12 protein-coding genes are annotated in these 21,532 nt (G+C 38.8%); 7 read left to right on the forward strand and 5 right to left on the reverse strand.

Annotated elements, in window-relative coordinates; all coding sequences use genetic code 11:
- Positions 1–65: 65 nt before the first annotated feature.
- Together I6U50_RS05975 and pruA are read right to left on the reverse strand one after the other, a co-directional pair.
- On the reverse strand, positions 66–9,794 hold the full coding sequence (locus I6U50_RS05975) for a T9SS type A sorting domain-containing protein (protein WP_198638178.1): 9,729 nt from the start codon (positions 9,792–9,794) through the stop codon (positions 66–68).
- 322 nt (positions 9,795–10,116) lie between these two features.
- Positions 10,117–11,760: an L-glutamate gamma-semialdehyde dehydrogenase gene (pruA, locus tag I6U50_RS05980; RefSeq protein ID WP_198638179.1), complete on the reverse strand. Its 1,644-nt coding sequence runs from the start codon at positions 11,758–11,760 to the stop codon at positions 10,117–10,119.
- Positions 11,761–11,899: 139 nt separating this feature from the next.
- Here pruA and I6U50_RS05985 point away from each other — a divergent pair, with 139 nt between their 5' ends.
- Positions 11,900–12,616, forward strand: coding sequence for an NRDE family protein (locus tag I6U50_RS05985; protein WP_198638180.1), 717 nt, complete (start codon positions 11,900–11,902; stop codon positions 12,614–12,616).
- On the opposite strand, the gene apaG is transcribed toward I6U50_RS05985, so the two are convergent.
- From apaG to I6U50_RS06000, 3 genes are read right to left on the reverse strand one after another with little or no spacing between them, the layout of a single operon-like run.
- The gene (apaG, locus tag I6U50_RS05990; RefSeq protein ID WP_193711549.1) at positions 12,613–12,999 is read right to left on the reverse strand and encodes a Co2+/Mg2+ efflux protein ApaG; all 387 of its coding nucleotides are present in this window, start codon (positions 12,997–12,999) and stop codon (positions 12,613–12,615) included. The two genes, I6U50_RS05985 and apaG, sit on opposite strands and share 4 nt — an antisense overlap.
- A gap of 2 nt (positions 13,000–13,001) precedes the next feature.
- Entirely contained in the window at positions 13,002–14,084 is a 1,083-nt protein-coding gene (locus I6U50_RS05995) for a DUF3667 domain-containing protein (RefSeq protein WP_193711548.1), read from the reverse strand.
- A 30-nt stretch (positions 14,085–14,114) separates the two neighbouring features.
- Positions 14,115–15,368: a type IX secretion system plug protein gene (locus tag I6U50_RS06000; RefSeq protein WP_198638181.1), complete on the reverse strand. Its 1,254-nt coding sequence runs from the start codon at positions 15,366–15,368 to the stop codon at positions 14,115–14,117.
- A 169-nt stretch (positions 15,369–15,537) separates the two neighbouring features.
- On the opposite strand from I6U50_RS06000, the gene I6U50_RS06005 reads away from it, so the two are divergent.
- Genes I6U50_RS06005 through nqrF form a run of 6 tightly spaced genes read left to right on the forward strand, consistent with a single transcriptional unit; the run spans position 15,538 to position 21,519 of the window.
- The gene (locus I6U50_RS06005; RefSeq protein ID WP_198638182.1) at positions 15,538–16,881 is read left to right on the forward strand and encodes a Na(+)-translocating NADH-quinone reductase subunit A; all 1,344 of its coding nucleotides are present in this window, start codon (positions 15,538–15,540) and stop codon (positions 16,879–16,881) included.
- Between the two features lie 14 nt (positions 16,882–16,895).
- Positions 16,896–18,077, forward strand: coding sequence for an NADH:ubiquinone reductase (Na(+)-transporting) subunit B (locus tag I6U50_RS06010; protein WP_193711545.1), 1,182 nt, complete (start codon positions 16,896–16,898; stop codon positions 18,075–18,077).
- Between the two features lie 2 nt (positions 18,078–18,079).
- Positions 18,080–18,823 (forward strand): Na(+)-translocating NADH-quinone reductase subunit C, encoded by a 744-nt coding sequence (locus tag I6U50_RS06015; protein ID WP_193711544.1) that lies wholly within the window; start codon positions 18,080–18,082, stop codon positions 18,821–18,823.
- A gap of 2 nt (positions 18,824–18,825) precedes the next feature.
- Entirely contained in the window at positions 18,826–19,572 is a 747-nt protein-coding gene (locus I6U50_RS06020; RefSeq protein ID WP_193711543.1) for an NADH:ubiquinone reductase (Na(+)-transporting) subunit D, read from the forward strand.
- A 29-nt stretch (positions 19,573–19,601) separates the two neighbouring features.
- A complete protein-coding gene (gene nqrE / locus I6U50_RS06025) occupies positions 19,602–20,216 on the forward strand; it encodes an NADH:ubiquinone reductase (Na(+)-transporting) subunit E (RefSeq protein WP_193711542.1) in 615 nt (204 codons plus the stop codon).
- A gap of 16 nt (positions 20,217–20,232) precedes the next feature.
- Complete coding sequence (gene nqrF / locus I6U50_RS06030; protein ID WP_198638183.1) at positions 20,233–21,519, forward strand: NADH:ubiquinone reductase (Na(+)-transporting) subunit F; 1,287 nt, start codon at positions 20,233–20,235, stop codon at positions 21,517–21,519.
- Positions 21,520–21,532: the final 13 nt, after the last annotated feature.

Below are 21,532 nucleotides of genomic sequence, written 5' to 3' on the forward strand. Positions count from 1 at the left end.
GTCTAAAAACCAGTTAAAAGGAGGTTTTTTTAACCTGATAAATGGCAATGTAAGAAATTACTTTCTTATTCCATGATAAACTTCTTATTCCTATTTCCATTTTCGGTAACCAGCTTTACAATGTAGATACTTGAATGCATAGGTTTGATAGTAATTGTGTGCTGCTTTTCATTAGGTATATTCTTAAAACCTTGAATAAGTTTTCCACGTAGGTCGAATAAAAGTACCTCAGAAATATCAATAAGATCGGGATTGTAAATTTTGAGTTCCCTTGTATTATGGTTGTAACCAAAATCAAGGTTAGTTGTAATAGAAGGATTACTTGGGTTTTCCGAATCTTCTTTGCCTTTAAAAATTATTTCGAGCCTATCCTTAAATATTCCAGGTGTTGAACTTGCCAGGTAAGCGCCTGTTCTAAGATCGTGAATGCTGTCGCTTAGCTTATCTTTTAGGAATACCGATTGTGAGTCGGGATAATTTTCCAGTTCACCAATTTCAATACTAAACTCACCTTCTTTTTTTATTTTAATGCCTAATGGTAATACCTGGTCAATATTGAAGTTAGGTACTGCCTGAATAACAAATTCATTGTCTTGAATAAGCCAGTACATATCTTCTGGTATGTCATCTATTAAGAGCGCATCGTAACCCAGGTCAAAACCATTGGTGGTATTTGCATCGGCAGTTACCAGAATCTGTCTTTGATAGCCAAGAGGCGAAAGGAAGTTTAGTCTAATTTTGTACCTCGTATCTTTTTTGGTTAGTTTATTTTTCTCTTTAGTAGGATAAATAGGTTTAAGAAATTGTGAATCTTTCGGATCTATTTCGGTAACAAAAGCTCTTTGTCCATTATTATAGTTAATAGTACCTCCACTTATAGTTATACCATTGGCAATTGCTGGATCTAATACCGTATTGATAAAGAATCCCTGGCCAACCGGAACAAATTGCCCGGGTTTCTTATTTCCTACCGAACCATCGTTATTAATACGTTCATCTACTGAAGAAGCCGATTGTACCGCTCCTGAAAGATTAATGGTAGCATAACCTCCAATATATTCCCTTAAAATATGCGTGTTTTCGTCACCAAAATGATCCCAAAAATAGAGGGCTCCATTAAATATATTTTGGGTATTTGTAGCATTTGGCACTACATTTTTGTCTAAATTATCTAAAATAAATTGTTTTGCATCAAGGGCCGACGGATATGGATTTCCAATTAAGCGATTTTGATTCGCTCCAATACTCACACCGCCTACAGGCCCATTATTAGGAAGTCCCCTAAAGATATAATTTTGGGGTGTTGAAAGCGATACTGCCCCTGAAGTGCCTTTCATGGTAAATCCATCTCCTGCATTAAGCTGGCCATTTTCGCCTATCCATTGCCATTCAGCATAAATATTGGCGGTGCCAAAGAATTTAAAAAGCCAATAGGCGCTAATTCGCTTTGGGCCGGTAGCATAATTATAGTTATCGGCATAAGTATGATCGTAAGCAAAGGATATATTCTGCGCATTGTTGGAATCGGTGCCATCTTTTAGAATAGCTTTAATGGATCCGCCGCTATTAGAAGCTCCTGCACTAACAGGAAAACTCCAGTAGTTATAGTTATAGCTGTTGGCGGTACCCTGTTGATCGCGTTCCAGATAGCCCGAACTGCCTGCATCTACAATACTACCAATATCCTGAACTAATTGGGATTCTCCGGTAAGATCTATAATACCGTCTAATTTTAAATAATGACTTACTCTTATATATTGTCCCGAATTGGTTTCATTATGTGGGCCTGAGGGATTAAAAATGTCTAAGGTTCCCACTTCTGATTTTAAACCTAATACAGTAATGTCTTTATTTCCCGAATCAATATCATGTGAGGTTCTAACAATATTCCAGTTAATAGGATTTCCATTTATACCGGTACTGTTTGGTGCATCCCAAACATCAAATTGAGTCCAGGTGTTATCTGTGCCCCAGGTTTGGCCATCAATCCTTGAAGTATAGGGCAGAGGAGCGGTGTTTTCCTGTAAAGTCTCCATATTAACCAGCCTGCCGGGTATCGAGCTATTTGCAAGGTCATCCGTAGTTCCATCGGTTAATAAAACTGGATCGGCTAGAAGCTGATAATAGCCTGCAAGATTGCTAAACCTTAATCCGCCGGGAACATTCATAGGAATTTCCACGCCCATTTGTGTACCATTATTGTATAGGCGTTGGTTCATCATAAACCTTATCTGATTTATACTTAGGTTAGTGCTCCAAATACGTACTTCTTCAATCCAACCTTCAAAGTGATTTTCGGCAGCTCCATTATTCCACCTTGCTCCAATCAATGTTCTTGCACCACTACTACCAGGGTTAAAATTACCGATGTCAATTCCATCTATATAAAGCCTGTTATTCGCTACAGCAATATGGTACCATCGCGTATTGGGCATAATCCCTGCCGGTAAATCTTCCATATTAATTTCAAAATTAGGCCCGCTTAAAATGGTACCCTGTAAACTTTGAGGGCGAATCCAGGCTTCCAGGCTGTAATTTCCGATATAGGTTTCCCCTAAATCCACATAATCATCAAGTCCGTCAAAATCCAGGGCTATGCAAGGTTCAAAGGCAATTTCCAGTGGTTCATAAATAGGCAAACAATTTTGGTTTTCAATTAAGTTTCCATTTTCATCGGTTTCGGTGGGTTCTAGAATCCATCTAAAGGTGTAGTTTTCAGTACTTTGGGAATTTGAGGTGAAAATTGCATTAGGGTTGTTTACAGGGTTGCTCGTGTTATTCGGATCGACATTATAAAATTCGAAATTTTCATCCGGCCCTTCCACCTTCCATTTACCAATATAACCGTCTTTAGTGGGGTAAGATGTAATGATACCCTGGGTAACACTGCTAACTGCAGCAGTTAACTGTGCCGAATATGACCCGCAATTGATGGTTTCGACAGTAACGCTGGTTGTGTATTGGTCGAACACAAAAACCTTAATTTCTTCATCGTTTCTGGCGGTTGGACACGACCCCCCTGTATACTCTAATGTAGTAGTTATTACAGAAACATTCCATCCAATTTCGGTAGGGGTCCATTGTTCTGAAAAATTTGTTCCAATCACTACCGGAGTTTCAGGATTGGTAGTGTCTTCCCATATAACACCTACATCCTGTGGGCCATCCGGCAATATGATGTTATCTACAGCCCAAACATCTCCATCTCTAGCCCCTGTAAACCTAAACATAATTCTTAGGTTATTTTGACCAATATAATTACCTAAATCAATTTCTATTTTGTTTTCAGGTCGGCTAATAGGCGTGCCGGAAGCAAAATCGGTATAATTTCCGCTTGAAGGATCGTTGTTGTTGCTGTATAACTGTGTATAACTGCCTGCAGCTCCACCATTGGTAGAAATCAATACTTCAATGGAAGCCCCGGGGGTAAGATTATAAGCCTGGTCAAAAGTTAGAATACCGGAATCCATCCCATCTAAAGCAAAAACATTGGTTTCCAATGTAGAACTATTATTCCCGGACACAATAGCAAAACCTTTATTTTGGTCTGTTAGTCCGTGATCAAATAATTGTAAGGATGTATTGTAAGGAGAAGTTAGGTTAGTGGTAATAAATTCCCGGGGTGTAACTCTTTTCCATACATTTGGCCTTACATTACTGGCACTGGTTTCAAAATTTTCTTCTATTCCATTGGTGTTTATAACCCTCCAACCATGTTGATCTATAGATGCATTATCGAAATTGCCGCTATCATTTACACCATCTCCAGATTGATAGCCGGAATCTGCAGTTAAGGTGACTTCTTCTCCTAAGCAGATAAGGTTTTCGCTAACACTTACCGGAGCCGGTTCTATATTTGATGAAATAACACTTAAAATAGCAGTTTGGCTGTTTACCGGGTCGTTGCAAGCGCCATTTATAATTTCTGCCTGAAAAATTAAGGTTTCGTTGCTCAATAAACTTCCTATAACAGCAGCAGGCAGGCTTGTGCCGGTCTCCCCGGCTATGGTTTTAAAAGATCCCTGTGCGGTTCTGTATTTCCAGGCTACAACTTCGCCTGTATGGCCTGAAAGAATAAGGTCTTCTACAAAGTCTGGATTTTGACAGGTTGTATATAATCGGTCATACCCCCTAAAATTCAATTCACCTCCAACAGGATATTCATCTACCTGAATATTAACGCTTTCTGAAATGTCTTCGTCACAAACACCATTCTTCACCACCGCTCTAAATGATGTGCTGAGACTAAGATTTTCATAAGTATAACTTGTTGATATTTCAGAAGCTTCCTGGTCTATTGTTTGCCAGGTAACTTCGTTATCTTCAGAATACTCCCAACGAACAACCTCTCCTGTTATTCCGGTAACCGAAATTTCGCCTGAATTATTGCCTGTACATACGCTCGTGGCTCCCGAAATTGTACCGGCATTGGAGGGCTGGTCTACAATGATAGTAATTTCAGCTTCGGTAGCGCAATTTCCGGTTCCTGTGCCTATTACTGTATAGCTGGTTGAAGTTTCCGGGTTTATATTAATAGAAGCAGTATTACCAATCTCTTCATTAGCCTCATTGAGCCAAATATATGTGTTAGCTCCAGTTGCGGATAAGTTTACAGGCTCGCTTGCACAGACTATAGTGTCTGAAGTGCTTATGCTAACTTCTGGTAACTCGTGAATAATAACAGTAATTTCTACTTTATCACTCTCACAGGCATCAAGGCTTTGGGAAACGTAGTAAAGATAAGTCCCGGGGGTTGTAGTCGCAGGAGTGGGAGCTGCTGCCAACGCATTATTATCTTTATCATACCAATTTAAAATTGCTCCATTGGTAGAACTGGCTTCTAAGGCATTTGCTGTTTCGCCTTCACAATATTCCAAAAGTGCCGTAGTTTCTGGAGTTAAGGGTTTCTCTTTAATGTTCACACTAACTGCTACCCGTTCACTTTCACATACATCGGGGGTTTGGGTTACCCAGTAAATAGTTTCTCCCGGTGTATTGGTATTAGGTACTGGAGGGGCGGCAAAAGCATCATTCCCACTTTCTGATGCATACCAGGTGAGCTTGCTGCCATTAACTACCGTTAGTGCGGGTGCGTCTTCAAATTGACAATATTCAAAATCCTGTACTGTTGGTGGTTCAGGGATCTCATTAAGGCGTAATTGAAATGGGTTAGAAACTGCGGTAGCACAGGTAAATTCTGAAGGACCCTGAATTTCTACAAAATAATCGCCATTGTATGCGGTAGTAACATTGATAATTTCCAGTATGCCGGTGTAGGTGCCGTTTTGTTCTGAGATTGTAATACTAATATTGGGATCCGATTCATTTACCGGTGTATTTCCTTTATACCAGGTGAATGTTAATGGAGCGCCATTGGCACTGGCGATAAATTGCATATTAGCTTCTGAAAAACCATCACCACAAATTGGAACTTCAGAAACAGGTTCCTGAATAAAAATGTCTTCATCTACATTTATGCTAACTGTGTTAGAAGTTACAGTTGAACAGGATGTAGCTCCTGTTACTACCACGTAATATTCTCCTGCATGAACAGAGGTGGTATTGCTAAAGCTTAAGGTGGCTGATGTTGCTCCACTTACTGGCGTACCGTCCTGGTACCATTGATATTGCAGGTTGTCTCCGGTAGCAGTTACGCTAAGTTCACTTGGTTGGGTGCTACACACGCCAACGTTAAAAGGTTGAGATGTGATTTCGGGTTTTTTAGCTATTACAATATCAAGGCTTTCCTGTACTTGTTCGCAGGAATTTGCAGCCGCAATTGTATAGGTTACGGTATGAGGTCCGGGTGTGCTGGCTGCAGGATTTATCGTTCCATTACTATCTATAGCCAGGCCAGTGGTACCGGAAAAAGTTCCATTTTGATATTCACCTGGTGTTTCTGTAAAAACTACCGCTTGATCCTGAGTTTCAGAATTACAAAGCGCAGCATTGTCGTAATTAAAGTTGGCATAAGGTACTTCTGTGATATTTACAGTAGTATTGAAATTTACTGCTTCGCAACCGGCTTTTGCGGCAATAAGATATTCAACAATATATTCTCCGGGCTGGCTTTGGCTGGGATCAATGGCTCCGGTTTGGGAATTTATGGAGAGCCCGGTAGAATTTGCAGAGAAAGTCCCACCTTGATAATTTCCAAGCATATTATTGAAAATCACTTCTTTTATCTCGGTTTCCGAAGTGCAAAAAGGACCATTGTAGCTTATTTCGGTGTAGGGTAATGCTGTAATTGTGAGCGTGGTTTCAGTAGAAACAGGTAAGCAACCATTCACAGCATTGGTCTCATAGCTAATGGTGTAGGTGCCGGGAGTACTGTTTTGTGGATTAACGGCTCCCGAAGTGGGATTAATGTCCAAACCTGCCTGAGAAGTATAGGTTCCTCCTAAACTATTACTGTTTCCGGTTAATACAACTTCAATAGGAGTTGTTTGTGAATTACAAAATTCGGTTGCCGCATAAGTAATTGTAGGGTTAGGTACTTCTGTTATGGTTATTTCAGTAGAGTATTCGTAGGTATTACAACCACCACCGGCCGGTGTAGTATAGGTAATTGTATAAGTGCCCGGATCGCTGTTAGATGGGGTAATCGTTCCGGTTCCTGCATCTATTTGCAGTCCTGTTCCTGCTGAAAAAGTTCCATTTTCATAATTTCCAGTGCCGCTTAAAGTTACCGGTTTATTTGCTGTATCAGAAGTGCAAAAAGCGTTGTTTTCGTAGCTTAAACTTGCCGTTGGTACTGCTGTTATGCTTATATTAGTAGATAACTCAAGGCTTTCGCAACCAAGTGAAGCCGGAATTGTATAAGTAACCACATAATCGCCGGGATTGCTACTGCCGGGATCTATCGCTCCGGTAGTTGCATTAATAATCAAGCCGGATGGTGAGGCCGAAAAGCTTCCGTTCGCTGTTGCGCCAACCTCATTTTCTAGTGTTACCTGTTTAGATTCAGTATCGTCTTCACAAAATGAAGTTTGAGGGTAAACCAGTTCGGCATAGGGAACCGGGTTAACAACTATTTCGTGTGTTCCTGAAAGTGATTTTTCACATAAAGGTTCTTCCAGGTATTGCGCGCTTATTAATTGAAACGTAGTAGAAGAAGTTAAATTGTTCGTAATTATACTGGCTTCTCCGCTCGAGTCGAGATCTATAGCTTTTGAAGTTCCGTTTTCGGTATAAGTAATTCGGGTGCCGGGTGTTCCTGTTAGGCTAATTTGTGTACTGGTGTTTTCGCAAATATCCTGACTTGTGGTAGTAAAAGAAGCCTGAGGGTCTTCCTTAAAAAATATAGTCATTTCGTCTTCACCTGCATTACATGCACCACCCGGCTTCTCGGTAGTTAAACTAATGCTAACCTGCCCGTTGCTTATATCGGCAGCGGTAGGAATGTACTCAATTATAAAGTTATTTACTTTTCCCGTTGGCGGGGTAATTAGCGCCCCCGAAGAAGTCTCAATCCTATCTATTTTTAATTTAGCGTTTTTAGAACCGAAGGCTACATAGGCATCAATAGTGACTGTGTTATTTAGACTGCATAAAACCATATCTTCGCCAAGATCGGTAATTACATATTCGTCGATGGCTATTCCTGTAATTGTTTCACTCGCGCTTGCTCCGCAAATATTTAAAGCTTGTACCGAAACGCTTTCGTTTGCACTATAATTTGCATTCGCGGTAATATTTACAGTAATATTTGTAGTTCCCGTTCCGTTTATAATTTCCCAACCATTGGGTAAGGTCCAAAGATATTCACTGGCATTGCTCACCGAAGGAATAGAGAATTCTACATTGTTTAATGGTGGGCATATTGCTGTACTTGGTAAAGAAGATGTTATAGCTAAAGGTTTTGTAGGTGCAGCAGTTACAGATTGTACATATTTTGAAATAATTGAACTTTCGCCACAATTATTAGTGGCAAAAACTTCTATGTTTCCTGAAGTTTCCGAAGCATTTACTTGAATAATATTGGTGTTTGCTCCCGAAGTAACACTCCAACCTGAGGGTAATGACCATTCATAAGAGGTAGCGTGATTTATTATAGGAATGCTGTATTCTAATTGTGTGCTACTGGAACAAACCACTTCGGGACCGTTTATTACTGCAGATCCTATTTCGGGAGCCGGTTCATCTATATTAAGGTTTAGTGTGCTTGCAGAGCCTTGTCCGCAGGAGTTTTCCGGTATTACGCTAACATTACCGTTTTGTCCATAATTACCGGCATTTACGGTTATACTATTGCCTGTTTGGTCTCCAATAAAACTCCATCCCGAAGGAATACTCCAGGTGTATGCTTCTGCTTCAGGAAGTTGTGTGACAGATAGTTCTATTTGATCTCCCGGACAAATTACATTGTTGGAATTTGAATAAGTAATGTTAATGGGGCCTACGCTGGTTGGAGCAGCATTTTTTACTTCTACCGCAAGATTTTGTGTGCCGCTTGTGCCACAGGAGTTTCTGGCGGCTACTGTAATATTCCCATTCCCGGTAGTTCCTGTTGTAATGCTAATTTGTGGTGAAGTAGTTATTTGTTCAGAAATATTCCAGCCGGTCGGAAAGTTCCATACATATTCGGTTGCATCATTAATAGCGGTAATACTGTAAGTTTCTGAGGTATTGGGACAAACTGAAGTGTTACCACTAATAATTCCCGGTTGGCCAGGGGTGCCGGGTTTAACCGATACTGCTAGATTTTGTGTACTACTGGTGCCACATGAGTTCCTGGCAGCTACCGTAATATTGCCAGTTCCCGAATTCCCTGTGGTAATGCTTGTTTCTGGCGTTGTAGTTGTCTGCTCCGGAATATTCCAGGCTGAAGGGAAGTTCCATACATATTCGGTTGCATCATCAACAGCTGCAATACTGTATGTTTCCGATGTATTGGGGCATACGGTACTATTGCCGCTAATAGCAGTCGGTTGTGCAGGAGTACCTTGTTCAACATTAACTGTAATGCTTTGTTCGGTATTGCCGCATTCCCCTATTGCAATTACTTTTATGGTTCCGGTGTTCGTTCCTGTGGTAAGAGTAATAGAGGTACTTGAACTGGAACCGCTCCAGCCACCGGGTAATTCCCATTGATAGGAAATAGCATTATTTACAGGATTAATACTATAAGTTTCAGAAACACCGGGGCAAACAAGGTTTTCTCCGGTTATCGTGCCGGGCGTATCTGGTGAGGACGGTTTTTCGGAAATAGTAATTTGATTACTGAAAAAATCTGCCGTACAGGGATTACTGGAAGTGACAAATAACTGAACCTGATCTCCCGCGCTCAATACTGCGCCAAAACTTGCGCTATTGCCCGCACTGGAATTATTTACCCGCCAATCGTAAACAGGATTGGTTCCGGCTTCGGTAATACTCACGATGCTAAAATTTATAGCTTCACCAGGGCAAACGGGATTTGCATCCGCCTTAATAGTTACACTGCCTTCCCTGGTACTATTCACTGTCATTTCAATAGGCTGCGTTATGATTTCGCAATTTGCATCATCGGTGGAGGTAACTATAAGTCTCACCTCGTCGTTATCTTGAAGCGTAGAGGTGCTAAAGCTTGCCTGGCCAGTCCCAACATTAGTTTGGTTAATTTGCCACTGATATATTAATCCGGTACCTCCGGTTACAGAGGAGTTAAAAGTAACCTGGGTGTTTTCGCAAATAGTTCTACCTTCGGCTACACTTATACTAACCGAACCAGGGCATGCCTGCGAAAATCCATTTTCCGAAAAGAAAAAAATAGAAAATATTAGCAGTAAATAAGAAAGTAGTTTTCCTCCCATAATAGTAATGTTTTAGAGCAATAGTAATTACGTAGGGGTAATTTAAAAAGGTAATAAATGGGGTAACTACCTGGTGCAAAGACAATTATTTATTTAAAATACAATATTTGCTGCAGTATTTTCTTTTAATTCGGTGAAGGGTTCTTTAATTCGTTAAAATGATTTCAATATGATTAAAAATTATGTTAATTGTATGTATATATTATTTTTTTATGTCCTTTAGTTGGTATTTGTAGTTTAGAAAGTTTGAAAAAAAACTAAAAAAAAGAGTCGCAACATTATTTGCTGCGACTCTTAATTGGTGAACTATATTTCTTACAAATTATTCTCCCATAAAAGGATATCTGTAATCGGTGGCCGGAACAAAAGTTTCTTTAATGAGCCTCACAGAAATCCATCTCATCAGGTTCATTTTAGAGCCTGCCTTGTCGTTAGTTCCGCTGGATCTTGCACCTCCAAAGGGCTGTTGGCCAACAACCGCTCCTGTGGGTTTGTCATTAATGTAGAAGTTACCGGCAGCATTTTGCAGTAGGTCGGTTGCCTTTGCGGCGGCATAACGGTCTCCTGATATAATTGCTCCTGTAAGCGCATACATACTTGTGTTATCTACAGTTTCACAAATATCTACCCATTTTTTATCGTCAAAGTTCTTGTCGTCATACACATAGATGGTTACAACCGGACCAAAAAGTTCGGTTTCCATGGTGGTATAATGCGGATCTGTGGTTAGAATTACAGTTGGTTCGATAAAATACCCTTTAGATTTGTCGTAATTTCCACCAACCACAATCTCGGCTTTTTCGTCTTTTTTAGCTTTATCAATATAACTTGCGAGTTTATCAAATGAAGCCTCGTGTATAACTGCATTGATAAAGTTGCTCATATCCTCTGGGGATCCCATTTTAAAAGATTCTACATCCTCTACAACAAAATCCTTTATCTCTGGCCAAAGGCTTTTAGGAAGGTAAACCCTTGAAGCAGCACTACATTTTTGCCCCTGGTATTCAAATGCACCTCGGGAAATAGCGGTTGCAACTTGTTTTGGATTAGCAGTTGGATGAGCAAGGATAAAATCTTTTCCTCCTGTTTCTCCTACAATTCTTGGATAAGATTTATAGTTTCTAATATTTTTTCCAACTTTTTCCCAAATACCTTTAAAGACATCGGTGCTTCCGGTAAAATGAATTCCGGCAAAATCTGGGCTGGCAAGAACAGTATCGGTTACCATTTCCGGATCTCCGTTAACCATATTGATAACTCCGTCGGGAACACCGGCTTCTTTAAAAACTTCCATCAATATCTGTGCAGAAAGCATCTGGCTATCACTAGGCTTCCAAACCGTTACATTTCCCATAAGCGCAGCACTGGAAGGAAGGTTTCCGGCGATAGCTGTAAAGTTAAATGGAGTGATAGCATATACAAAGCCTTCAAGAGGTCTATATTCTACGCGGTTCCAGTTACCATCAGAAGAAATTGGTTGTTCATTATAAAGTTCGCTCATAAACTCTACATTGAAGCGTAAAAAGTCGCAAATTTCTGCAGCTGAATCGATTTCGGCCTGGTAAATATTTTTTGACTGGCCAATCATAGTTGCGGCATTCATTTTTTGCCTATATGGTCCCGAGATAAGATCGGCTGCTTTTAAGAAAACGGCAGCACGTTGCTCCCATTCAAGTTTTGCCCATTTCTTTCTGGCTTCCAGTGCTTCTTCAATAGCTTTTTCAACATGCTTCTTTTGGGCTAGATGGTAAGTACCTGCCTGGTGTTGATGATCGTGAGGAGGATTAATGGTTTTGGTATCTCCGGTTTTAATTTCCTCAGATCCAATATATAGAGGAACTTCTGTGTTAGCGTTCCAAAGATCTTTATAAGTGAGTAAAACTTCTTCCCTTTCCGGGGTGCACGGAGCATAAGATTTTACTGGTTCGTTAATCGCTTTTGGAACGTGAAAAAAACCTTTTCCCATAGTTATTTTGTATTTTTTGGATTTTTAAATTTTGTGTGTCTAAAGTTAAAAAAAATAGGTGATTTTTAATTACTCTAAATGAGCATTTAAGAAAGCTTAACTATTTTAGTGAAAGCAGTAATTTTATTAAGAAAAATTTATGTGCACAATTAGTATTACGCCGCATTTTAGAAATAAAAATGGCTTTGTTTTAACATCTAATAGGGATGAAGCCAGTAAAAGAGAAACGTATATGCCGAAATTTAAAACCCTGGCAGACCAGAAATTGCTTTTTCCTGAAGATGCGGTAGCTGGTGGTAGTTGGATTGGTATAAGCCAGAGAAGAAGGGTTTTATGCCTAATGAATGGAGGTTATGTTTCGCATAAACGGCAAAATTACTACAGAAAGAGTAGGGGGTTGGTCCTAATAGATTGGCTTGTTGCCGGTAATATTGAAAGTGAAATACAAGACTATAATTTAAAAGATATAGAGCCTTTTACAGTAGTGATAGTAGATTGGTCTTCAGAATTATTTTTTGCTGAATTTGTGTGGGATGCCAGCCAGAAGAATTTTAAGAAATTACCTTTAAAACCACAAATTTGGTCTTCATCTCCATTATATACTTCGGAAATGAAAGATCTTCGTAAGACCTGGTTTGAAGACTTTCAGAACAGGCAAAATCTTTCAGCTAAAAATATATGGGACTTTCATCATGCTGCAGGAGAGAATAATAAAGAGGTGGGTTTAATTATGGATAGGGGGTTTGTGAAGACCAAAAGTATCTCTCAAATAGAATTTATGCCAGGGAAGTTGACTTTTAAATATGAAGATCTCGAGAAAAATCGGCTTGAAATTAAAGAATTTCAGGGACTTTAATTTACAGCAAAAGGAGCGCTTAATTTAAAGGTTGGGATTTTTACTTTAAATTTTTGGGTTGAAGTGAAGCTTACCATATTGTAATATCCGCTCATAGAACCAAATGGTGAGTTTAGAAGGCAGCCGCTTTGGTAGGTGTGTGATTCACCGGGCTTTAAAACCGGTTTTTGGCCTATAACTCCTTCGCCTTTTACAATTTCGGTATGATTTAGGGCGTCTTTTATTTCCCAAAAGCGAGAAGTTAATTGCACTGAGTCGTTACTTTGATTTTCTATGGTGATATGATAAGAAAAAGCAAAACGAGAGTCTGGGCTTCTTAATAGAGTGCCTTCAAAGTTGGTTTTAACCGAAATCTTTATTCCTCTTGTAACTTGTTGAACCATAATTAATAAATTGCAAAAGATGCCAGTATCGAAATAATTGTTGCAACTCCTGCTAAAATAAAAAATATAAAGTTTAGGAGTGCGAACTTTACAATGGTTTTAACACGCCTTTGTTCATAAAAATTACGCATCGCCTTGTATAAATAGAAGGGGAAAATCAGGTTTGCAACAGTAAATGCCCAGTTCCCGGAAACATAATCCAATAATAACGCCAGGGCATAAACTATAAAAAAGGTGGTTTGTACATGAAAAGCAAAAATTAAATGCTCCATATAATTAAAAGGCCTTCTTACATATAAGAGCCAGATGAATAATGCGAATACCGGTAAGTAAAAGAAGATGATAAAAGGTAATTTGTTGACAAAGTAATTAAAGAATAGTCCGGGATTGTTTTTTACAGTGTTCCAGTCTACTGCTTTTTTGTATAACCAATGATTGTAATTTGTTTGTGGATAAGAAAGGCTGTCCATGGCAGTTTCTGCACTTCTTATAGATTTTTCTTTATAAAACCGCGAAAAGATGTTGAATTTTTTATTTCCTGCTTTCAAATAACTCAGGGTGTCCAGTTCTCCGGAAGGGACATAAATTTCTTTATAGGATTTTAAATTTCGTTGTTTTTGTTTCTGGGTAATTGAGTCTAAATTCAGGTTGCCCATAGGGGTGGCTACGAGTTTGGGTATATTTGCATCTATACTATCTTTTTCAATTTCCCGGGCAACTTCATCGGCATCAGGGATTGGTTGAATGTTGTCAAAAGAATTAGTGAAACCCCAAATTAAAAAGAAAATAATCGAGGAACTTAAGTAGAATCGGAAAGGGTTTGCGTAGCACATTCGCTTTCCTCTAATATAGTCTTTTGAGATTTTTCCCGGGGAAAATAGTAATACCCGTAAAGTTCTTTGAAAGCGGGAATCGTAAGCTAGTAGACCTGAAAAAAATTCAGAAAAAAAATCGTCGAATTTTAATTTTTTGGTGCTATTTGATTGTCCGCAATTTGGGCAATACCTATCACTTTTATCTAATGGGAATTCACAGTTTAAACATTTGGTGCCCCTATATTTAAGATCAAATCTATTGCTTGCCATTTTTTATGAGGAGTTGAGTTGGTTAGGCTCTTAATTTGTAATTGAGGTAGAATTCGCTGTTGCTGTGCCTATTAATCGGTCGTATCTGGCGCCCGGGCTTCGATAATAAATCAAAACCTGATAGGAGTTTTCGGTTTCATCAAAATTACCGCTAAAGAAACCTTCATCAATTGTTCCGTCAGTGCGTTTTAAGACATATTTGTAATTGTAAAATCCTTGTTTAAAAAGTCTTGCGCCTTCGTAAAGATCAGAATTTTTGTTGTAAGTAAGGCGAGTACTTTTGTCTAAATTAAAATTATTAAAAGCTCCATAAATATGAACTTCACCTCTGTTTAACTCTGAGTAATTTTCAAGTTTAAAATGTACCCAAACATATTCGGCTTCAATGGAAGGGTTTTCTGCCGGGATGCTTCTTATTAGAAATTGGCCGTTAATATCGGGGTTGTAGGTGTAAGGTTCGTTAGACCTGGTACGATCTGTAAATAAATAATGATGATACAAATCTTTTAATGCAACCTGGCTAATATCTGCGGTAGAGGCCCTTAGTTCTTTATTGTCAAACTGAATATATTCATTGCCGCCCCAAAACGCAGTTTTGGCATCGTAGCGGTATACCAGATCATTGCCTATGGTGTATTGGGGCTCAATGTCTTTAATTGCTGTTTTTAAGTTGTGGTTTTTGGTAATAAGGACTTTTACATTGTTTTCTGGGTTTTTAAGTAGTAAGTCCGGAGATTCAATAGTGAAATTTACTACTTGTTTTTCGTTTATAAACTCCAGGTTTCTTGAGCGTCTAAGATTGATTTTGGCCTGGGCTAAATTTTCGTAAACCATAAATTTCCTGGAAAAAACCAACTCTTTCTCACTGTTAAAGATTTTGATCATGTAATTTCCGCTTACTTTAAAACCCCTGGTATCGTCATTAGGGATCTCTAGCTTGTAATGGGAAAATGCCTGAAGCGTGTTGTAGGAATTTAGGTAGTTAAAAATTCTTATATCGTCAAAACCCTGTAAATATTCGCTTTTTGCTAATTGCGTGGGGGACCAGTCGTAATTAAAATGTTCTATGGTGTAATAATAATCGGCTTCATCACCAATAATATCATCAAACTCTAAAATTAAAGACTCTCCCAATTTTAAGACAGGGTTTCCATAGGTGTTTTTGTCCTGTCCTGATAGTTGAATACTTCTAATATAGTTTGGTGGAAGCGTTTCCTGTGCAACCTGGGCGGTTATTGCCAGTGGTGTAATGAGTAGGAATAAGACTGATAGAGTAGTTTTCATTAAAATAGAATCTGCACAAATGTAAGTACAAATATTATTCTATAATTTTTAACATTTCACTTTAACAGTTTTAAATGCTTAAAAATCTTTGGTTTCATGGGAAAAGTGTGGTTTAAATTCCTAAATTTGCACCACTCAAAACAAAAATTTTTAACATACACTCCATCCTATGTCAAAAGGCATTCGAATTAAAAGAGGATTATCTCTAAGATTAGAAGGGGAAGCGGAAAAAGAGCTTGTAAAAGCTCCAAGGTCTAAAACCTACGCAATTAAACCGCCAGATTTTCACGCTTTGGTACCAAAAATGGTTTTAAAAGAAGGGGCTAAGGTCCTCGCCGGCGATGAACTTTTCTTCTCAAAATACACCGATGAATTACGTTTTACCAGTCCTGTAAGTGGCGTGCTTAAGCAAATTAAGCGTGGTGAAAAGCGTAAAATCATGGAAGTAATTATAGAGGCCGATCCGGAAGACACTTACAAAGATTTTGGAAAAATGGACGCTGCTTCATCTGATGCTGAAGCTGTAAAACAACGCATTTTAGAAAGTGGTTGTGGTGCATTTATTAATCAACGGCCTTACGATATCGTAGCTGATCCTAAAGATACGCCAAAAGCTATCTTTATTTCTGCGGTAAGCACTGCCCCTTTAGCTCCAGATTGGGGCTTTATTTTAAAAGACAGGTTAGCTGCTTTTCAGGAAGGTATAAATGCGCTTAAAAAGCTAACGCCGGGTAAAGTGCATCTGGGAGTAGATGCCAGTTCTGCTCAATATTTAAAGGATATTGAAGGGGTTGAGCTGCATAATGTAAAAGGACCACATCCTGCAGGAAATGTTGGAGTTCAAATTCATGAAATAGACCCAATTAATCAAGGGGATAGGGTTTGGACTGTAAAACCTGAAGATGTGAGTATAATAGGTAATGTTTTTCTAACAGGAAATTATATTGCTGATAGAACCGTTGCCGTAACAGGTAGTGAAGCTACTAATCGTAAGTATTTTTCAACAAAAATTGGAGCTGAAGTTTCGGATCTTATTCAAAAGGTTGATGAAGATGTACGTATTATCTCTGGGAATGTCCTTACCGGATTAAAAATAGCCTATAATCAACACATAGGTTTCTTTTCGAACGAAGTAACACTTATTCCGGAAGGGAATAAGTATAGGGCCTTTGGTTGGTTGCCATTTACCTATAACAATATACACTCAAATTCAAAAACGTCTTTGTCATGGTTGTTTCCAAACAGGAAGTTTAAGCCTACTACCAATTTGAATGGAGAGGAAAGAGCACTTGTGGTAACCGGTGAAATGGAAGAGGTTTTGCCTATGGATATTTATCCTATGCAGCTAATTAAAGCCTGTATGGCCGGTGATATTGAAAAGATGGAAAATCTTGGGATTTACGAAGTAGCTCCGGAAGATTTTGCTTTAGTAGAGTATGTGAATACGTCCAAGATAGAAATTCAGGATGTGATTCGTCTTGGTTTGGATTTAATGATTACTGAAGTAGGTTAAAAAGCAGTAGAATTATGGAATGGATTAGACAAAAATTAGATAAAATAAAAGAGCCTTTTGCGCCAGGGAAAAAATATGAGAAGTATGCGCCTGCAGTAAATGCTATCGATACTTTCTTATTTACCCCAAATCATACTACGCAAAAAGGAGCTCATATTCGTGACGCAGTAGATTTAAAACGTACTATGATTACTGTGGTGCTTGCCCTTATTCCAGCGCTTATTTTTGGGATGTGGAATGCAGGTTACCAACACTTCACTCAATTAGGTGGTGATTTTACCTTTTGGGACGCATTTGCTCACGGGGCATTGAAAATCGTACCTATGATCGTTGTTTCGTATGCGGTTGGATTAGGTATCGAGTTTGCTTTTGCAATCTTTAGAGGGCATGAGGTAAACGAAGGTTATCTGGTAACAGGATTGCTAATACCAATGATTATGCCTGTAGATTTTCCACTTTGGATGTTGGCATTGTCTGTAGTATTTGCAGTTCTTGTTGGTAAGGAAGCATTTGGAGGTACTGGGATGAATATTCTTAACCCGGCACTTACAGCAAGGGCCTTTGCCTTTTTTGCTTACCCAACTTATATGTCTGGTAACCAGGTTTGGGTTAGCGAAGCAAGTACCGTAGATGCTATTTCGGGAGAAACAATTCTTGGTAGTTTAGCTGCCGGGGAAAATGCAAGTTATAGCATGATGGATATGTTCTATGGGTTTATTCCGGGATCGGTGGCTGAGACTTCAACACTTTTTATTCTTTTAGGAGCATTGCTTTTAATATTAACAAAAGTAGGAAGCTGGAGAATTATATTAAGTGCGTTTATTGGTGCAGCGGTTATGGGACTAATATTCAACGCCCTTCCTTCAATGGGGGTTGCAGGTAATGAGCTTACAAACTTTCCTTGGTACGGTCATTTAATTATTGGTGGTCTTGCATTTGGTATTGTGTTTATGGCTACAGACCCTGTGTCGGCTGCGCAGACTATGAAAGGAAAATGGATTTATGGGTTTTTAATAGGTTTTCTTTCGGTTATGATTAGGGTGTTTAACCCTGCATACCCAGAAGGGGTAATGTTGGGAATCTTGTTAATGAACGTATTTGCGCCAACGATAGATCACTACGTAATTCAGTCGAATATCAAACGTAGAAAAAAGAGAATTGAATCCGCTAAGACACAGGTAAAAACAGCAGTTTAGTTATGGAAGAAAAATCAGTAAATAAGACAAATAGTAACGGTTATACGTTTCTTTTTGCAGTGATTATGGTGTTGGTTGTAGCTTCGGTACTGGCTTTTACAGCTACCTCGCTCCAGCCTATTCAAAAAGAGAACGTTCGCCAGGAAAAAATGCAAAGTATTCTAGCTACTATTGGAGTTGAAACCGATAGAGCAGGAGCTGAAGAGCTTTACAATCAATATATTACTGAAGCATTAACCCTGGATCAAAATGGAGAGGTAAAAGAAGATGTAGATGCTTTTACGGTAGATTTGGCCAAAGAGCTGAAACGACCTGTAGAGGAACAAAACTATCCGTTATATATCGCAAATTACGAAGGATCTAAATATTATATCGTTCCTTTAAGAGGTAACGGACTTTGGAATGCTATCTTTGGATATATTTCTTTAAAAGACGATGTAAACACCATTAAAGGTGCTACGTTCGATCACCTTGGTGAAACTCCGGGTCTAGGTGCAGAAATTACCAAAGAATGGTTTAAAGAGAGTTTTACAAACGAGAAAATTTTTGATAGTAATGGTAATTTAATTGGTGTATCTGTTGTAAAAGGGGATATAGATCCTTCAGATAAAGACGATAATAAGGTAGATGCTATCTCTGGGGCTACGATTACCGGAGACGGAGTATCTGATATGATTTCTGAAAGACTTCAACGTTATCTGCCTTACTTCAAACAGCAAACAGAAATTAAAGTTGCAACTAAGTAATTATGGCTACAGAGAAAAAAAATATTTCAGAAGCGAAGGAAGCCAAGAAGAAAGATATGATCCTTTTTCTATCTAGTTCAGAAGAGAAAGAACATTTCCTTTCTAAAGGTAATAGAAAATTATTGTCAGATCCTTTAGACGATAACAACCCAATTACAGTACAGGTATTGGGTATTTGTTCGGCATTGGCAATTACAGTACAATTAGAACCGGCTGTGGTTATGTCTATTGCCGTGGTATTTGTAATGGCATTTAGTAACATTATTGTTTCTATGCTGCGTAACTTAATTCCAAGTAGAATTAGAATTATTGTGCAACTTGTGGTAGTGGCATCACTGGTGGTTTTGGTAGACCAGGTACTTAAAGCTTATGCTTATGATGTAAGTAAACAGCTTTCGGTATTTATTGGGCTTATTATTACCAACTGTATTGTGATGGGACGTTTGGAGGCCTTTGCCTTAGGAAACGGAGTTTACAAATCTTTCCTTGATGGTGTAGGGAATGCCGCAGGTTATGGTTTAATTCTTATAATCGTAGCATTTTTCCGTGAACTTTTAGGTTCAGGTAAGTTATTTGGCTATGAGGTTTTAGGACATAAAGCAGCAACGCTTGCTGATTCAACAGGCTTATACGCTTTAGGATACGAAAACAACGGACTTATGTTACTTTCCCCAATGGCACTAATTGTAGTTGGATTGCTAATTTGGGTACAACGAGCCAGAAACCGTAAACTAATAGAAGAGAACTAAAAGCACAACAGCTTTAATAAAATTAAATTATGGAATTAGTAAACTTATTTGTTAGAAGTATTTTCATAGAAAATATGATTTTTGCCTACTTCTTAGGGATGTGTTCCTATTTAGCAGTGTCAAAAACCGTGAAAACAGCTGTTGGATTAGGTGCGGCGGTAATTTTCGTACTTACTATTACGGTACCAATTAACTACTTGCTGGATAACTACCTGTTAAGACCGGGAGCCTTGCAATGGCTTGGTGCAGAATATGCCGATGTAGACCTTAGCTTTTTAAGCTTTATCATGTTTATTGCTGTAATTGCTTCTATGGTACAATTAGTAGAGATGATTGTTGAAAAATTCGCTCCTGCTTTATATGGTGCTCTAGGTATTTTCTTACCTCTTATTGCTGTAAACTGTGCTATTCTTGGAGGCTCGCTTTTTATGCAACAAAAAGATTTTGGAGCTATAACAGAAGCTGTAACCTATGGGTTTGGTAGTGGAATTGGATGGTTCCTGGCAATTCTTGGTATTGCAGCTATTCGAGAGAAGATAGCCTACTCTAATGTGCCTGCTCCATTAAAAGGTTTGGGGATTACATTTATAATCACCGGACTTATGGCGCTAGGATTTATGAGTTTTATGGGAATTAAATTATAATCGCAAAAGAAAGATTATGACAGTTATTATAGCAAGTATAGTAGTATTTTTAGCATTGATACTCATTTTGGTTTCTGTGTTGCTGGGAGCAAAGGCGAAATTAGCACCTTCGGGCCCGGTAACCATTAATGTAAATGGGGAAAAAGATATGGAAGTAGGTTCTGGAGGAACATTGCTTTCAACTTTAGGAGATAATAAACTATTTTTACCTTCAGCCTGTGGTGGTGGTGGAACCTGTGTACAGTGTAAATGTATCGTAAAAGAAGGTGGCGGTGCTATCCTTCCTACCGAAGAGCCACATTTTACCCGTAAAGAAATCGCACAGGGATGGCGATTGGGTTGCCAGGTAAAGGTGAAAGAGGATATGAAAATCACCATTCCGGAAGAAGTATTCGGAATTAAAAAATGGGAAGCTACCGTAGTTAGAAATTATAATGTAGCATCTTTTATTAAGGAGTTTGTTGTTGAAATTCCTGAAGATATGGATTATAAGGCCGGTGGTTATATTCAAATTGAAATTCCTAAGTGTGAGGTTAAGTTTAGTGATATGGATATCACTGCTCACCCTGAAGAACACGATACACCAGATATGTTTGAGGCAGAGTGGAATAAATTTAAACTTCGTCCACTGGTAATGAAAAACCCTGAAACAGTAGAAAGAGCTTATTCTATGGCTTCTTATCCAGCTGAAGGACGTGAGATTATGCTTAACGTACGTGTAGCCACGCCGCCATGGGATAGAGCAAAAGATACTTGGATGGATGTAAACCCGGGGATAGCTTCTTCTTATATTTTCTCAAGGAAAAAAGGAGACAAGGTAATTATCTCTGGTCCTTATGGAGAATTCTTTATTAACCATAGTGAGGCAGAAATGCTTTATGTAGGTGGTGGTGCCGGGATGGCGCCAATGCGTTCTCACCTTTACCATTTGTTCCGTACCCTTAAAACCGGTAGAAAAGTTACTTATTGGTATGGTGGGCGTTCTAAGAGAGAATTATTCTATATAGAGCACTTTAGAGCTTTGGAAAAAGATTTCCCGAACTTCCGTTTCTACCTTGCGCTTTCTGAACCTATGGAGGAAGACAATTGGAAAGTGAAGAAAAGTTTGGATGATGAAGGAGATGGATTCGTTGGCTTTATTCACCAGGTTGTAATAGATAATTATTTAAGTCATCACGAAGAGCCGGAAGATATTGAATTATACTTCTGTGGACCGCCGTTAATGAACAAAGCCGTTCAGAAAATGGGTGAAGATTTCGGAATGCCGCCGGAAAACATCAGGTTTGATGATTTTGGAGGTTAATAAAAACAGAATC

The organism is Salegentibacter maritimus (assembly GCF_016236975.1).
Classification (GTDB): domain Bacteria; phylum Bacteroidota; class Bacteroidia; order Flavobacteriales; family Flavobacteriaceae; genus Salegentibacter; species Salegentibacter maritimus.

What these genes read in the sequence shown, in the direction of transcription:
- I6U50_RS06015 (WP_193711544.1), top strand. Translation starts at nt 18,080, where the DNA reads ATGGAAGAAAAATCAGTAAATAAGACAAATAGTAACGGTTATACGTTT.
- apaG (WP_193711549.1), bottom strand. Translation starts at nt 12,999, where the DNA reads ATGGTTCAACAAGTTACAAGAGGAATAAAGATTTCGGTTAAAACCAAC.
- I6U50_RS05995 (WP_193711548.1), bottom strand. Translation starts at nt 14,084, where the DNA reads ATGGCAAGCAATAGATTTGATCTTAAATATAGGGGCACCAAATGTTTA.
- I6U50_RS06010 (WP_193711545.1), top strand. Translation starts at nt 16,896, where the DNA reads ATGGAATGGATTAGACAAAAATTAGATAAAATAAAAGAGCCTTTTGCG.
- I6U50_RS06020 (WP_193711543.1), top strand. Translation starts at nt 18,826, where the DNA reads ATGGCTACAGAGAAAAAAAATATTTCAGAAGCGAAGGAAGCCAAGAAG.
- I6U50_RS06000 (WP_198638181.1), bottom strand. Translation starts at nt 15,368, where the DNA reads ATGAAAACTACTCTATCAGTCTTATTCCTACTCATTACACCACTGGCA.
- I6U50_RS06005 (WP_198638182.1), top strand. Translation starts at nt 15,538, where the DNA reads ATGTCAAAAGGCATTCGAATTAAAAGAGGATTATCTCTAAGATTAGAA.
- nqrE (WP_193711542.1), top strand. Translation starts at nt 19,602, where the DNA reads ATGGAATTAGTAAACTTATTTGTTAGAAGTATTTTCATAGAAAATATG.
- I6U50_RS05985 (WP_198638180.1), top strand. Translation starts at nt 11,900, where the DNA reads ATGTGCACAATTAGTATTACGCCGCATTTTAGAAATAAAAATGGCTTT.
- nqrF (WP_198638183.1), top strand. Translation starts at nt 20,233, where the DNA reads ATGACAGTTATTATAGCAAGTATAGTAGTATTTTTAGCATTGATACTC.
- I6U50_RS05975 (WP_198638178.1), bottom strand. Translation starts at nt 9,794, where the DNA reads ATGGGAGGAAAACTACTTTCTTATTTACTGCTAATATTTTCTATTTTT.
- pruA (WP_198638179.1), bottom strand. Translation starts at nt 11,760, where the DNA reads ATGGGAAAAGGTTTTTTTCACGTTCCAAAAGCGATTAACGAACCAGTA.